The following is a 16610-nucleotide window of genomic DNA, read 5'->3' as shown; positions in this document are numbered from 1 at the left end:
TCCCTGACATGCGGATTTCGAGTTGTCGACCAGCGTGCGGAGCTAAACTCTCCAGGGGAAGTACTCCTATGCGCACGCTGGTCGACTCATCCGCGGGAAGGCTCGTTCCCACACGAGTCGAGACCCGTCGCGGTCGACAGCGCGCTCACCCCTAGCGGGCACCGCGCGCGTCTCGACTTGTTCTCTCCGTCTTTTTCTTAGCCAGCAGGGACCTTGTATGCCTCAGCCGTCTCTCACCCCAGTGGTCGCGGCCGGCCGCCTGCCCGCAGGCGCCTTTCCGCTCTCCGCGGCCCAGCGCGGCATCTGGTTCGCGCAGCACTTCGCGGGTGACATTCCGATCTCGATCGCGCAGTACGTGGAGTTCCGCGGCGCGCTCGACCTGGATCTGCTGGCCGACGTGGCGCGCCAGGCCGTGCACGAGTTCGGGAGCGGCTATGTGCGGCTGATCGAGGTGGACGGCTTCCCTTATCAGATGATCGACACCTCGCTCGAGGACGAGACGTTGCTCGTCGACCTGCGCGGCGAGCCCGATCCGGCGGAGGCCGCGCGGGCGTGGATGCGCGCGGAGTACACCGCCCCGCTGGATCTGCTGCGCGACCGGCTCGCCAAGTCCGCCATGCTGCGCCTCGGCGACGATCACTGGTACTGGTACCAGCGCATCCACCACATCCTGCTGGACGGCTTCGGCGCCATGAGCGTGCTGCAGCGCACCGCCGAGCTGTACAACGCCGGGCCGGCCGGCGGCGAGCCGCCCGCGAACAAGGCCGCCGATCTGCGCACCATCGTCGACGCGGACGTGGCCTACCGGGATTCGGACCGTTTCGCCGCCGACGCGCAGTACTGGCGCGAGCATCTCGTCGGCATGGCCGAACCGGTCAGCCTGGCCGGACGCGCGGCCGACGTGGACGCGCACCCCAGCCTCGTGGCGGGCGAATTGCCCTCCGCCACCGCGGAATTGCTGGACGCGGCGGCGAAGGAGCATTCGACCAGCGTGGCGCCCGTCGTGGTGGCCGCGTTCGGCGCCTACCTCGGCGCGATGACCGGCGCGCCCGAGGTGATGCTGAGCCTGCCGGTCTCGGGGCGCACCACCGCGGTGCTGCGGCGCTCCGGCGGCATGATCGCCAACGTGGTGCCGCTGCGGCTGCCGCTCGGCGCCAGGGGCACCGTCGGCGGGTTGATTCGCGCCGCGCAGCACGAGCTGACCTCGGCGCTGCGCAGGCAGCGGTACCGCCAGGAGGACATCGTCCGCGATCTTGGCTGGTCGGTGGACGAGGCGGTCTCGTTCGGCCCGACGGTCAATCTCATGATGGGGGACACCAGGATTCGGCTCGGCGAGGTCACCGGCCGGATGCACGTGCTGACCTCCGGGTCGATCGAGGACTTGTTCCTGAATCTGTATCCGGGCATGGGCGCGGAGAACACGCACCTCGATTTCCAGGCCAACCCCAACCTCTACGACGACGAGGAACTGGCCGCCCAGCACCGGAGGTTTCTCGACTTCCTGCATCGTTTCCTGGCCGCGGGGCCGGCCGCGCCGCTGTCCGAGTTGTCGGTGCTCTCGCCCGAGGAGCGGGACGAGCTCGCCCCCGCGCGCGGACCCGGCTCGGTGCCGCCGCGCACGCTGCTCGAGATCCTGTCCGACGGCGCGGCCATCGATCCGGACGCGATCGCCGTCCGCGCCGACGGCACGGCGCTGACGTATCGGGAGGTCGACGCCTACGCCAACCGCCTCGCGCGGTTGCTCATCGCGGCGGGCGCCGGACCGGAAACCGCGGTGGCCGTCGCTGTTCCGCGCTCGCTGCGATCGGTGCTCGCGGTCTGGGGCGTGGCGCGGACCGGCGCCGCGTTCGTGCCGGTCGATCCCGGCTATCCCGCCGACCGCATCGAGTACATGATCGCGGACAGCGGCGTCGTCGCCGGGCTCACGGTGGCAGACGCGCGTCCGGCGCTGCCCGACAGCATCACCTGGCTGACGCTCGACGATCCCGAGACGGACGAGATCGTGGGGCGCCAGGATTCGGCGCCCGTCACGGATGCCGAACGGTCGGCCGCGATCGCTCTCGACCAGCCCGCCTATCTCATCTACACGTCCGGGTCGACGGGAATGCCCAAGGGCGTCACCGTGACCCATCGCGGGCTCGCGAACCTGGTCGCGGCATCCGGCGCGTCGTTCGGCGTGGACGCGAACGCGGTAGTGGCGCACGCGGTCTCGCCGAGTTTCGACATCTCGGTCGAGGAGCTGCTCGTCGCGTTCGCGGTGGGCGCATCGATCGCCGTCGTGCCGCCCGCCGCCTACGCGGGCGAGGACTTGGCGCAGGTGTTGCGCGAGCAGCGGGTCACCCATCTGAATGTCACACCGGCCGTGGTCGGTTCGCTGGACCCGGACACGCTGCCGGATCTGCGCACCGTGGTGGTCGGCGGCGACGCGTGTCCGCCGGAGCTGGTGGCGAAGTGGGCGGGCCGCACGCTGCTCAACGGGTACGGCCCCACCGAGACCACGGTCACCGTCACCGTGAGCGTGCCACTGACACCGCAGGGGCCGGTGAGCATCGGCAGCCTCGCCCGCGGGGTCGTCGGGCTGGTGCTAGACCCGTGGCTGCGGCCGGTCGCGCCCGGTGTGGTCGGCGAACTGTACCTGGGCGGGCCCGCCGTGGCGCGTGGCTACCACCAGCGCACCGGGCTCACCGCGAGCCGGTTCGTCGCGGACCCGTACGAGCCGGGCGCGCGCATGTACCGCACCGGCGACCTGGTGCGGTGGCGGCGCCGCGCGGGCAGGCTGGAGCTGGACTACGTCGGCCGCGGCGATTTCCAGGTGAAGGTGCGCGGCTACCGCATCGAACTCGGCGAGGTGGACGCCGCACTGGAGCGGCAGCCCGAGGTCGAGTTCGCCCTCACCATCGGAGCGACCACCCCGAGCGGGGCCACCGCGCTGGTGTCCTACGTGCTCGGTGCGCCGGGCGTCGAAGTACAGCCCGAGGCGCTGAAAGCCGCTGTCGGCGAACGTCTTCCGGCGTACATGGTGCCGACGGTGATCATGGTGCTGGACAGCGTGCCGCTGACGCCGGTCGGCAAGGTCGACCGCAGGGCGCTGCCCGCACCCGATTTCGGCATGCGCACCACCGTGCGCCGCCCGCCCTCCACTCCGCGCGAGGAGACGCTCGCCGGCCTCTACGCGGAGGTGCTCGGCCTGGACGCGGTGGGCGTGGACGAGAACTTCTTCGCCCTCGGCGGCGACAGCATCATCTCCATCCAGCTGGTCTCCCGCGCCCGCACCGCCGGGCTGCGGTTCAGCGCGCGCGATGTGTTCGAGCGCAAGACGGTGGCCGCGCTGGCCGCCGTCGCCACCGACGCGGCCGCCGCCGCCGTGCTCGAATTGCCCGGCGGTGGCATGGGTCCGGTGGAGATCACCCCGATCGTGCACGCGATGCTCGACCAAGGCGAGACCTGGAACCGGTACAGCCAGGCCGTCCTGATCGCGCTGCCGCCGGACGGCGACCGCACCCGCCTCACCGAGGCGGTGCAGGCGCTGCTCGATCACCACGACGCGCTGCGCAGCACCCTGCGGAAGGCCGAGGTCGGCTGGGAATGGGTTGTCGCGGACCCGGGTTCGGTGCGTGCGGCCGACTGCATCGACTCGGTGACCGTCGGCGAAGACCTCGAGGCGAGTTGCGAGTACGCCTTGCAGCGCGCCGCCGATCGGCTGGATCCGGCCGCGGGGATTGTCCTTCGGTTCGTTCTGGTGGAGCCGAATTCGGCTGCGGGCGCATCCGTCGGCGACACCACTGGCACCGGCACTGGCGACAGGACCGGTGTTGCCGCCCCGGGCGCTGCCGGTGGAACAGCTGTCGGGACTCACGTCGGCGTTGACGCCGCCAGTAGCCGTGGAATCGACATGAGTGCCACAGACGGAGTCGGCAGCGCCGATGCGGACCCGATGGATGCGCGCATCGCCGGTGATGTCGGCATTGCCGACGACGGCCGTGGCATCGCCGAGGGGACCCGGCTCTGGTTGGTGCTGCACCACCTGGTCACCGACGGTGTCTCCTGGCGAATCCTGTTGCCCGACTTGGCCACTGCCTTCTCCGGCGGCGAGCTGGAACCCGTCGGCACCTCCTACCGCCGCTGGGCGCACGCGAACATCGAGCAGGCCGAGTCGCGTGCGACCGAACTGCCCGTGTGGCAGCGCGTGCTGGCCACCCCGGACGCACCCTTCGGCGCGCGGCCCGCGGATCCGGCGGTGGACACCGTGGCCACCGCGGCCGAGGTGCGCACCACCGTGCCCGTGGACGTCGCCACCGCCGTACTGGACACGGTGCCCGCGCTGTTCCACTGCGGCGCCGACGACGTGCTGCTGGCCGCGCTCACCATGGCGGTCGCGCGCTGGCGGGCCAGGACCGGCGCGCTGTTCACCCTCGAGGGTCACGGGCGCGAGGAGTCGGTGCTGCCCGGCGCCGATCTGGCTCGCACGGTCGGCTGGTTCACCAGCGTGTACCCGGTGGCGATCGATCTCGCCGGTATCGACTTGGACGAGGCTTTCACGGGCGGGCCCGCGGCCGGTCTGGCGATCAAGGCCGCCAAGGAGCAGCTGCGCGCCATTCCGGACCGTGGCGTCGGATACGGCATGCTGCGCCACCTGAACCCGCGGACCGCCGCGGAGCTGGCCGCCGGGCCGACCCCGCAGATCAGCTTCAACTACCTGGGCCGCGCTGCGGTCGGACCCGAAGGGCCTTGGCTGCCGAGGCGATTCGCCGCGACACAGGACGACCGCTCGCCCTTGCCCGCCGTGATCGACGTCAACGCCATCATGGGCGCCGACGGGCTGGAGGTCACCTGGGCCTACGCCACCGAGCTGCTGGGCGAGGACGACGTCCGCGAATTCGCCGAACAGTGGGCCACCGCGCTCGCCGCGCTGGCCGCGCACGCGCGGACGACCGGCGCCGGTGGGCACACACCCTCTGACTTCCCGCTCACCACGGTGACTCAGCCCCAGATCGATGGCTGGGAGCGCATCTACCCGAACCTGTCCGACGTGTGGCCGCTCTCGCCACTGCAATACGGTCTGCTCTTCCACGCCTGGTACGACACCGACACCGCCGACGGCTACACCGTGCAGTCCCGGCTCACCCTCGCGGGCCGGGTGGACGCCGCCCGCCTGCGCGCCGCGGCGCAGGTGCTGGTGGACCGGCACGAGAATCTGCGCGTCGCGTTCGTGGAGACACCGGACGGACCACGCCAACTGGTGCTCGCCGACGCCGAAGTGCGCTGGCAGGAACTGGATCTCACGCATCTCTCCGAGCCGTCCGAGCGCACGAGGGAGCTCGACCGAATCCTGGCGCTCGACGCGAACACTCGCTTCGATCTCACCCGTCCGCCGCTGCTGCGCTTCCAGCTCATCCGCACCGACGACGACACCTACACCTTGCTGATGACCAACCACCACCTGGTGCTGGACGGCTGGTCGACGCCGCTGCTGGTGCGCGAGCTGCTGACCGTGTACGTCGCGTCCGGTGCCGGTGCGAGTGCTGCGGAGGTGCTCGCCCCCGCACCGTCCTATCGCGGCTTCCTCGCCTGGCTCGCCGAACAGGAAGCCGCCGAGAGCGCCGCCGGGCTCGCCGCCGCTGTCGCCGCGTCCGCGCCTGTCGAACCCGCGGGCGTCGCGACGGCCGAACAGCCGACCGAGGCCGAACAGCCGACAGCCGAACCTGCCGCTGCCGAGGCGGCCGCTGCCGAGGCGGCCGCTGCCGAACCTGCCGCTGCGCCCGGTCCGGTCGCCGAGATGATCACCGGCGCAGCGGCGTCCGCATCCCTCGCCGCCTGGCGCGAAGCGCTGGCCGGGATCGATGCCCCCACCCGCGCGGTGCCGACACTGGCCGGGTTCCAGTCCACCGAGTCCGGCATGGTGTCGGTCGATCTGTCCGCCGAGGCGGTCGCGCGACTGGAGGCGACCACCCGCGCGGCGGGCGCGACCGTGAACACGGCCGTCCAAGCGGCGTGGGCGCTGCTGCTCGCCATGCTGACCGGACGCACCGACGTGGTGTTCGGCGGCACCGTGTCCGGCAGGCCGCCGCAGCTGCCGGGCGTCGAGGACATGGTCGGCCTGTTCATCAACACCCTCCCGGTGCGGATCCGGCTCGACCCCGCCGAACGCGTCGCCGACCTGCTGGCCCGCGTGCAGTCCGAGCAGGCGCGGCTGCTCGATCACCAGCACGTGGGACTCGCGGCCATCCACCAGGCGGTCGGCCTCGCCGAATTGTTCGACACTCTCACCGTTTTCGAGTCGTACCCGATCGATCGGGAAGCGCTGTCGCAGTCGCTGGACATCGCGGGCATGCGGGTGCTCGACATCGCGGGCACCGACGCGACGCCGTATCCGTTGAACCTGATGGTGATTCCGCTGCACGGGCTGCCCGGCGAGGCGGGCGACAAGCTGCGGGTCACGGTGAAGTTCATGGCCGACCAGCTGACGGAGCGGCACGCGCGCAGGTTGCTCGACCGTTTCGTCCTGCTGCTCGAGCAGATCGCCGAGCAGCCGGAGTCCGGCGTCGCGCGGTTGCAGCACTGCGACGCCGTCGAGCGCGCCGCCCTGCTGCCCGTGCACGGCATCGACTCGGTGCCCCAGCGCACGTTGCCCGAGATCCTCGCCGCGGGCGCCGCGGTGAATCCCGACGCCGTCGCGGTGAGCGCGAACGGCGACAGCATGACCTACCGCGAGCTGGACGCCTGGTCGAACCGGTACGCCAGGGTGCTGCTCCGCCGCGGCATCGGCGCCGAGATCTTCGTCGTGCTCGCCCTCACTCGCTCGATCGAGTCGGTGGTCGCGGTGTGGGCGCTGGTCAAGACGGGCGCGGCCTTCCTGCCGCTGGACCCGAACTATCCGGTGGAACGGATCGAGCACATCCTCACCGATTCCCAAGCGCCCATCGGCGTGACCGTGCGCGCCACCGGCGAAACCCTGCCGAGCACCATCGACTGGCTGCTGCTCGACGACCTCAACACCATCCGCAGGGCGATGACGGTCCCGGACGGACCCCTCACCGACGAGGAGCGCGGCGGCGCCATCCGGATGGACCAGACCGCCTACCTGATCTACACCTCGGGCTCCACCGGCAAGCCGAAGGCGGTGCTGCTCAGCCATCGCGGCGTAGCGAATCTCACCACGGCGCAACGCGAATCGCTGGACCTGGATCCCACGGTCAAGGCGTTGCAGGTCGCTTCGCCGAGCTTCGACGCCTCGGTCTTCGAGCTGCTCACCGCGCACGCGGTGGGCGGGCAGCTGGTGCTCTCGCCGCCCGAGGTGTACGGCGGCGCCGAGCTCGAGCACCTGCTGCGCGCCGAGCGGGTCACCCACGCGGTGATCACGCCGTCGGTGCTGGCCACCATGGATCCGAGCGGCCTGCCCGACCTGCGCGTGCTGTCGGTCGCGGGCGAAGCCGTCGGGCCGGAGCTGACCGCGCAGTGGTCCATCGGCAGGCGCATGCTGAACCTCTACGGCCCAACGGAGTTCAGCATCTGGGCCACCGGGCCGGGTGAACTGGAGGCGGGGAAGCCGATCACCATGGGCGGACCGATCCGCGGCGCCGCGGTCATGGTGCTCGACGCCTGGTTGCGTCCGGTGCCGGTCGGTGTGGAGGGCGAGCTGTACCTCGCCGGTCCCGCCATCGCGCGCGGCTACTTCAACCGGTTCGCGATGACCGCGGGCCGCTTCGTGGCGAACCCGTACGGTGCGCGCGGAGAGCGGATGTACCGCACCGGCGACATGGTGCGCTGGGTCGAATCCGAGCGCACCCGTGGACCGGTGCTGGAGCTGGAGTACCTGGGCCGCAGCGATTTCCAGGTCAAGATCCGCGGCCTGCGCATCGAACTCGGCGAGATCGACGCCGTGCTCGCGGCCGACGACCACGTGGAATACGCCGCGACCGTCGGCATGCCTGGCCCGGCGGGGGAGACCGTGCTCGTCTCCTACGTGGTGCTCAGCGACGTGGGCCGCGAATCCCTCGGCGAGGAGGCCGAATACGACACCGAACGGCTGCGCTCGCGCATCGCGGGCGCGCTGCCCGGCTACATGGTGCCCGGCTATCTCGTCGTGCTGGACGAGGTGCCGCTGACACCGGTCGGCAAGCTGGATCGCAACGCGCTGCCCGTGCCCGATTTCGCCGCGTTCCTGCGCCGGTACCTGGCGCCGCGCACGACGGTGGAGCAGGCGGTCGCCGAGGTGTTCGCGGAGGTGCTCGGCGCCGAGCGGGTCAGCATCGACCACTCGTTCTTCGAACTGGGCGGCAACTCGCTCAGCGCGACCAAGGTGGTGGCCAGGGTCAACGCGGCGCTCGGCGCCACGATCGCGCTGCGGGACCTGTTCGACGCCCCTACTGTCGCGCAACTGTCGGCGCGGGTGGTCCCCGCCGCGCCGGGGGCGCGCGCCCGCTTCGCGCTGGCACCGCGCATCCGGCCGGACCGTATCCCGCTCTCACCCGCCCAGCAGCGGATGTGGGTGCTCAACCGGCTCGACCCCACCTCGCCCGCCTACAACATCGCTGTCGCGCTGCGGCTCACCGGTGAACTGGACGTTGCGGGCATGCGGCGCGCGCTGCGGGCCGTGATCGACCGGCACGAAAGCCTGCGCACCATGTACCCGGCCGACGCCGAGGGGCCGCGGCAGGTGGTCCTCGGCGCCGACGCCGTGGCGCCCGAGCTCCACGCGGTCGTCACCGAACCCGGTGCGCCGCTGCGTGATCGGATCGCCGCACTGGCCGGTGTCGGATTCGACCTGGTGACCGAGCCGGCGCTGCGGGTCGGACTGTTCCGGTTGCACACGGCCGACGGCAACGGGCGCGCGACGCCGGTGCACGTCGTGGTCCTGGTGGTGCACCACATCAGCGCGGACGGCGCGTCGATGGCGCCGCTGGCCACCGACCTGATGACCGCGTACGCCGCGGCCACGATGGGCCAGGAGGCGGCGTTGGCCGCGCTGCCGGTGCAGTACACCGATTTCGCGCTGTGGCACCGGGAACTGCTCGGCGACGAGTCCGATCCGGAATCGCCGGCCGCGAGCCAGATTCGCTTCTGGACCGAATCGCTCTCGGGCGCACCGGATCTGCTGGAGCTGCCCGCCGACCGGCCGCGCCCCGCGGTGCAGTCGATGCGCAGCGCCGACCTGGATTTCGCGGTCGAGCAGGGGTTGCACCGGGCCATGGCCGAGCTGGCCGCCGACGCCGACGTCAGCATGTTCATGCTGGTGCACGCCGCCCTCGCGGTGCTGCTCGCGCGGCTGGGCAGCGCCGAGGACGTGGTGATCGGCACCGCGGTCGCCGGGCGCGGGGAGGCCGCGCTGGACGAGATGGTGGGCATGTTCGTGAACACCCTCGCGCTGCGCACACCGGTCGACCCGAACCTGACCTTCCGCGAATTCCTCAGCGCGGTGCGCTCGTCGGATCTGGACGCCTTCGGCAACGCCGACGTGCCCTTCGAACGCCTCGTGCAGGTGCTGAACCCGACCAGGTCCACCGCGCACCACCCGATCTTCCAGGTCTCGCTCTCCTTGCAGAACTTCGTCGAACCGGCGCTCGAGCTGCCCGGCCTGCGCATCGACGTGGAGGATCTGGATCGCGACGCGGCACAGTTCGACCTGACGCTCGACCTGCGTGAGCGCTTCGACGGCGCTCAGCTCGATGAAACCCCGCTCGATGAAACCCCGCTCGAGGGAACCCAGCCCGAGGGAACCCAGCGCGCGGGCATCGATGCCACGTTGACCTATGCCACCGACCTGTTCGACGCGCCGACGGTCGACACCCTCGCCCGCCGGTGGCTCGGGGTGCTCGCCGCGGTCGTCGCCGATCCGGGGCAGCGCCTCGGCGACATCGATCTGCTGGTGCCGCTGGAGCGCGCCGAACTGGCTCCCGCGCGCGGCCCGGAATCCGCCGGGGTGCGCACTCTGCCCGAGGTGTTCGCGGCGACGGCGGACGCGTATCCGGAGCGCGCCGCGGTGGTCGCCGCGGGCGCGACACTGACCTACCGCGAAGTGGCCGCCCGCGCCGCTCAACTCGCCCGCCTGCTGATCGAGGCGGGCGCGGGACCGGAGACGGTGGTGGCGCTCGGGCTGACCAGGGGCGCGGAGCTGCTGGTCGGCATGTGGGCGGCCGCCGCGGCGGGCGCGGCCTTCCTCCCGGTCGACCCGAAGCATCCGGTGGACCGCATCGAGCACATGCTCACCGATTCCGGTGCGGTGCTCGGGCTCACCGTCGCCGCGCACCGGCCGCAGCTGCCCGAGGACACGCGGTGGCTGGTCCTCGACGACGCGACCTTCGCCGCCCGCTGGCGCGCGGCCGACGACGCACCGCTGCGCGCCGACGAGCCGCGCGTGACGATCCTGCCGGACCACCCGGCGTGGATGATCTACACCTCGGGCTCCACCGGAACGCCGAAGGGCGTGACGGTCTCACATCGCGGCATCGCCGATCTCGTGGCCGCGCAGCGCGAGTCGCTGGCGCTGGACGAGCACGCGCGCGTATTGCAGGTCGCCTCACCGAGTTTCGACGCGTCGGTGTTCGAGGCGATCATGGCCTTCGGCGCGGGCGGCGCCTCGGTGGTCGCGCCGCCGGAGGTGTTCGGCGGGGACGCCCTGGCCGAACTGATCGAGGCCGAACGCGTGACGCACGCGGTGATCACGCCGTCGGCGCTGGCCACGGTGGATCCGGCGCGGGTGTCGAGTCTGCGGGTGCTGGCGGTGGCGGGCGAGGCGGTCGGCGCGGAGCTGGTGGAACGCTGGGCGCCGGACCGGACCATGGTGAACCTGTACGGCCCTACCGAATCCACCATCTGGGCGACGGGTTCGGGTGCGCTGTCGGTGGACGCGCCGGTGACCATCGGCGGTCCCATTCGCGGCGCGTCGGTGCTGGTGCTGGACGGGCGGCTGCGCCCGGTGCCGGTGGGTGTCGCGGGAGAGCTCTATCTCGCCGGTCCCTCCCTGGCGCGCGGCTATCACGCCCGCCCCGATCTGAACGCCACCCGCTTCGTCGCGAATCCCTATGGGACGGAGGGGGAGCGGATGTACCGGACCGGCGACCTGGTGCGCTGGGACGGCGACGGTGAACTGGAATACGTCGGCCGCACCGATTTCCAGGTGAAGGTGCGCGGCCAGCGCATCGAGCTCGGCGAGATCGACGCCGTGCTCGGCCGGGCCGATGGCGTGGAATTCGCCGTGACGCTCGGCGTCCGCGGCCCAGCCGGCGGCACCGCACTGGCCGCCTACGTGGTCCACGAATCCGGCGTCGAGCTGGACGTCGAGGGGCTGCGCGCGCACGCCGCCGCGGCACTGCCCGGCTACATGGTGCCCGCGGCCTTCGTGGTGCTCGACGCGATTCCGCTCAACGCCGTCGGCAAGCTCGACCGGAAAGCACTGCCGGAACCGGTGTTCGCCGACGAACGGATCGAGTACGTCGCACCACGCACGCCCACCGAGGAGACTCTGGCGGTGGTCTTCGCGGAACTCCTGGGCCGCGAGCGGGTCGGCGCCGAGGACTCCTTCTTCGCGCTCGGCGGCGACAGCATCCTCGCCATCCAACTGGTCTCCCGCGCCAGGCAAGGCGGCGTGACCATCACCCCGTTGCAGGTGTTCGAGCACCGCACCGTCGCCGCGCTGGCCGCCGCGGCGGACGCCGCGGGTGAGCTGGTGGTGCTCGAGGAGCTGCCCGGCGGCGGGGTCGGCGAGATGCCGCTGCCGCCGATCGTGCGGTACATGATCGAACGCGGCGGCGACTACGACCGTTTCGCGCAGACCGCGGTATTGGAACTGCCCGTCGGCATCCGCGCCGAGCAGCTGGCGGCGACGATCGCGGCCGTGGTCGACCGCCACGACATGCTGCGCGCCAGGCTGCTGCACGACCCGGACGTGCGGCTCGAGGTGTCCGAACCGGGCAGCGTCGATGTGGCGAGCCTGATCCGCCGCATCGAGTTCGCCGCCGACGCGGACACGGTCGACCTGCGCGAATACGCGCTCACCGAACTGGATTCCGCGATGAACCGGCTGAACCCGGCGCGCGGTGTGGTGTTGCAGTTCCTCTGGCTCGATCCGGTCGGCGAGGCCGGTGATCGCAGCCGGTCCGGTCGCCTCATCGTGATCGCGCACCACCTCGTCGTGGACGGGGTGTCCTGGCGGATCCTGGTGCCCGACCTGATGGCCGCCTGGGCTCAGGTCTCGGCGGGCGCGACGCCGGTGCTCGCCGACACCGGCACGTCGATGCGGCGCTGGGCGCACGCGCTGGCCGAGGAAGCGCACAGCGCCGCGCGGGTCGCCGAACTCGACTACTGGCGCGACCTGATCGACGGACCCGATCCGCTGATCGGCGGCCGCGAGCTGGATCCGGCCGTGGATCAGGCGGGGCAGCTGCGCATGGTGGAGGCGGAGGTGTCCGAGGCGGTCACCGCCGCGCTGCTGACCACGCTGCCCGCGCTGTTCCACGGCGGCGTCGAGGACGCGCTGCTCACCACGCTGGCCCTCGCCGTGCACAAGTGGCGCGCGAGCCAGGAGCGCAGCGTCCTGGTGCGATTGGAAGGGCACGGTCGTCAGCAGGAAGTGATCCCCGGCGCCGACCTGTCCCGGACCGTCGGGTGGTTCACCAGCATCTACCCGGTGCGGCTGGACCTCGGGACGGTGGACGTCGACGAGGCATGGGCCGGTGGCCCCGCGCTGGGGCAGGCGATCCGCGCGATCAAGCACCAGCTGCTCGCGGTGCCCGACAAGGGCATCGGGTTCGGCCTGCTGCGCTACCTGAATCACCAGACCGCCGAACAATTTCCGCGTCGCCTGCCGGGCCGCGTCGCCTTCAACTACCTGGGCCGCTACGCCACCGGCGAGATCCCGCCCGGCCTGGAGGGACTCGGCTGGCTGCCCACCGAGGAGCTCGGCGATCTGCCCGCGACCGAGTGCCAGGACGTGCCGCTGCAAGCCGAGATCGACGTGAACGCGGTGGTCCTCGGCGACCGGCTGCGCGCCACCTTCGGCTTCCCCGCGACGCTGCTGGACCGCGCCGAAGTCGCCGAGCTCTCCCGCCTCTGGGTCGAAGCGCTCGGTGTCGCCGCCGCATTCGCGTCCACCCCGGAGGCGCGCGCGGCGGGCGCGGAAGAGGAGCGGGCCATGGCCGAACTCGCCGCCGCCGCGGCGCAACCCGCGCCGGGCACGGCCCTCGGTCTCGACGTGCTGCTGCCGATCCGCCCGGGCGGCGACGCACCCGCGCTGTTCTGCATCCACCCGTCGTCCGGAATGTCGTGGACCTACCTGGGTCTCGCGGAGGCGCTCGCGCCAGGCCGCCCGATCTACGGTCTGCAAGCGCCGGATCTGAGCGGCCGCGAACCGTCCGTGCGCAGCATCGAGGAATTCGCCGACCGCTACGTGCGCGAGATCCGCGCTGTGCAGCCGGAAGGTCCGTATCACCTGCTCGGCTGGTCGTTCGGCGGGCTCATCGCGCACGCCATGGCCACCCGGCTCGAACAGGAGGGCGCGTCCGTCGGCGTGCTCGCCCTGCTGGACGCCGACACCGCGGACATCGACGGCGACAGCATCGAGCCGCTCACCGCGGGCTCGTTCGTCAGCACCTTCGGCGCGGTGTTCGGCATCGACGACGTCCCCGCCGATGCCACGGCGCAGGAGGCGGCCGCGCTGATCGCCGAGCGGACCGGCGGCGTGGCCCTGGTGGACGCCGACACCCTCGAGCGAATGGCGGGCTCCTACAACGCCTCGGCGCGCACCAGAACCGGGTATCAGCGTCCCGTCTACCACGGCGACGCCCTGTATTTCAGTGCCACCGTGGACAGTTCGGACATCTTCGGCCCCGAGGGCTGGCGTCCGTACGTCACCGGTGCGATCACCAACTACGACGTCGAGGTCACCCACGACGAAATGACCGCACCACACGTGCTGCCGATCATCGCGCGTGTGCTCGACGAGCAACTTGGAGGCATGCAGTGAACGACAGCGGAGTTGTGGTGGAAGGCGTGGAGAAATCCTTCGGCCCGGTGCGCGCCCTGCGCGGCGTGGATTTCACCGCCGCGCAGGGTGAGGTGCTCGGCATCCTCGGCCCGAACGGCGCGGGCAAGACCACCATGGTGAACGTCCTGTCCACGCTCATCGCGCCGGATCGCGGCCGCGCGCAGGTCGCAGGCTACGACGTGGTCGCCGATCCGGCGGCGGTGCGCCGCTCGATCATGCTGACCGGGCAGTTCGCGGCGCTGGACGACATGCTCAGCGGCTACGAGAACCTGGTCATGTTCGGCAGGCTCATGGGACTGCGCAAACCCGCCGCGCGGGCGCGCGCCGACGAACTGCTCGCCGAATTCGACCTGGTCGAGGCCGCGGACAGGCGGGTGGGCACCTATTCCGGCGGTATGCGCAGGCGCATCGATATCGCGTGCGGACTCGTCGTGCGGCCCGACGTGGTGTTCCTCGACGAGCCGACGACGGGCCTGGATCCGCGCAGCCGCCAGGGCGTGTGGGATCTGGTGTCCGGCTTCCGCAAACACGGCATCACCACGCTGCTCACCACGCAGTACCTGGAAGAGGCCGACGCGCTGTGCGATCGGATCATCGTCATCGATCACGGCGTGGTCATCGCCGAAGGCACCGCCGACGAGCTGAAGTCGCGCACCGGAGGCAGCTACTGCGAGGTGGTCCCGCTGCGGCTGGAGGATCTGCCCGCCATCGCGGCCGCGCTGGGTTCACTACTGCCCGAGGAGAATCGGGCCGCCCTCACACCGGAGTCCGACCGCATCGCGATCCCCGCTCCCGAGGGCGCGAAGACGCTCGCCGAGGCGCTGCGCAGGCTGGACTCGTCGGGCATCCAGTTGGTCGACATCGCCCTGCGCCGTCCTTCCCTCGACGACGTGTTCCTCCAGCTCACCGGCCACCTGGCGGCCACGGAGACGGGAGCGGCCGGATGACCGCGGGCACCTGGCTGACCGAGACCCGCGCCACGCCGGTCCGCGTGCAACAGTGGTGGGTGCTCACCACCAGGCTGGTGACGCCCGCGATCAAGAGCGGCGAGGTGCTCAGCTCCGTCGTCGCGCCCGTCGCCTTCACCGCGAGCTTCTACATTCCGCTGAAAACGGTGATGACCTTCATCGGCACCGGATTCAGCAGCTACGCGCAGTTCATGATGCCCATCGTCATCCTGCAGGCCTGTGCGTTCACCGCGATCGGCGCCGCGTTCCGGTCGGCCACCGACGTCGTCGCCGGGATCGACCGCCGCTTCGGTTCGATGCCGATCGGTCCGCTCGTTCCGGTCGGTGCGCGCATGTCCGGCAATGTGTTCCGGCTGTTCATCGCGATAGCGGCGGCGCTGGTCTGCGGACACGTGATCGGCTTCCGCTTCCGGCTCGACGGCTGGCACACGCTCGGATTCCTGGCCTTCTCGTTGCTCATCGGCATCGTGTTCACGCTGGGCGGCGACGTCATCGGGACGCTGGCCAAGAGTCCGGAGGCGACCACGCAGGCGTTGGTGCTGCCGCCGTTGATCCTCGGCATGCTCTCGACGGGTTTGGCTCCCGCGGACCAATTCCCCAGCTGGATCCAGCCTTTCGTGCGCAACCAGCCGGTTTCGCAGTTCGTCATCGCGTTGCGCGCGCTGGCGGGCGACACGAAAGGCAATGCGGGCGAGGTGAGCTGGGCGCTGATGGGTCCGCCGCTGCTGTGGGCGGCGGCGATTCTGGTCGTCTGTGTGCCGACGGCGATCCGGCTGAGCTCGAGGAGGGCGTGATGATTGTGACGACCCAACACCCGACGCTGTCGCACGGCGAGAGCTCGCCGGTCTCGTTGCTGCGGCACACCGCGATCCAGACCCAACGCCTGCTGGTGCGCTGGTCCCGCAGTCCGGTGGCGCTGCTGGAGACGCTGATCATCCCGTGCCTGCTGCTGTTGATGCTCGACATCGTCATCGGCAATCAGATCGCGAAGTTCTCCGGCACCGACGCGCTGTACGGGTCCGTGCCGATGGTCGCCATCGTCGGCGCGCTGAGCGGCGCGATAGCGGGCGGGGTGATGCTCGGCCGGGAACGCGACGCGGGACTGCTCGCCCGTTTCTGGGTGCTGCCGGTGCACCGGTCCTCCGGGCTGATCGCCCGGATCCTGGCCGAGGGCTGCCGGATTCTGCTCGGCACGCTCGTGGTCCTCGTCGTGGGCTATGCGCTCGGCTTCCGCTTCCACCAGGGGTTGCCGGCCGGGCTGCTGTTCGTGTTCATTCCGGTGCTCTTCGGGTTGGCGTTCGCCACCATGGTCACCGCCATCGCGGTCTTCACCGCGAAAGCGGCGCTGGTGGAGGGAATCACGATCCTCACCTCGCTGCTGATGTTCTTCAGCACCGGCTTCGTCCCGCTGATCGCCTTCCCGCCGTGGATCCAGCCCGTGGTCCGCAACCAGCCGATGTCGGTCGCGGTGGACACCATGAAGGCGCTCTCGCTGGGCGGCCCGCTGGCCCACCCCCTCACGATGACCTTCGTCTGGTCGATCGGCGCGGTCGTCGTCTTCGCGGTGCCCGCGGTGATCGGCTACCGGCGCGCCAGCCGCCGGTGAGCCGTTCCCATATACGCGTTTCCACGCGTCACAGGGTGGCGTGCGATGACCGTGT

4 protein-coding genes are annotated in these 16610 nt (G+C 71.2%); all 4 read left to right on the top strand.

What is annotated here, in order from left to right; translation table 11 throughout:
- Positions 1-217: 217 nt before the first annotated feature.
- From AC3EO7_RS24990 to AC3EO7_RS24975, 4 genes are read left to right on the top strand one after another with little or no spacing between them, the layout of a single operon-like run.
- Positions 218-13960: an amino acid adenylation domain-containing protein gene (locus tag AC3EO7_RS24990; RefSeq protein ID WP_435592527.1), complete on the top strand. Its 13743-nt coding sequence runs from the start codon at positions 218-220 to the stop codon at positions 13958-13960.
- Positions 13957-14928, top strand: coding sequence for an ATP-binding cassette domain-containing protein (locus AC3EO7_RS24985; protein WP_431962190.1), 972 nt, complete (start codon positions 13957-13959; stop codon positions 14926-14928). Before AC3EO7_RS24990 ends, AC3EO7_RS24985 begins: the two co-directional genes overlap by 4 nt.
- Complete coding sequence (locus AC3EO7_RS24980) at positions 14925-15743, top strand: ABC-2 transporter permease (protein WP_431962192.1); 819 nt, start codon at positions 14925-14927, stop codon at positions 15741-15743. Before AC3EO7_RS24985 ends, AC3EO7_RS24980 begins: the two co-directional genes overlap by 4 nt.
- Positions 15743-16555, top strand: coding sequence for an ABC transporter permease (locus AC3EO7_RS24975; RefSeq protein ID WP_431962194.1), 813 nt, complete (start codon positions 15743-15745; stop codon positions 16553-16555). Before AC3EO7_RS24980 ends, AC3EO7_RS24975 begins: the two co-directional genes overlap by 1 nt.
- The last annotated feature ends 55 nt before the right edge of the window (positions 16556-16610 follow it).

The organism is Nocardia sp. bgisy118, assembly GCF_057708605.1.
Note: the sequence above shows the minus strand (reverse complement) of the source record. Positions and strands in the feature narration are given on the sequence as shown.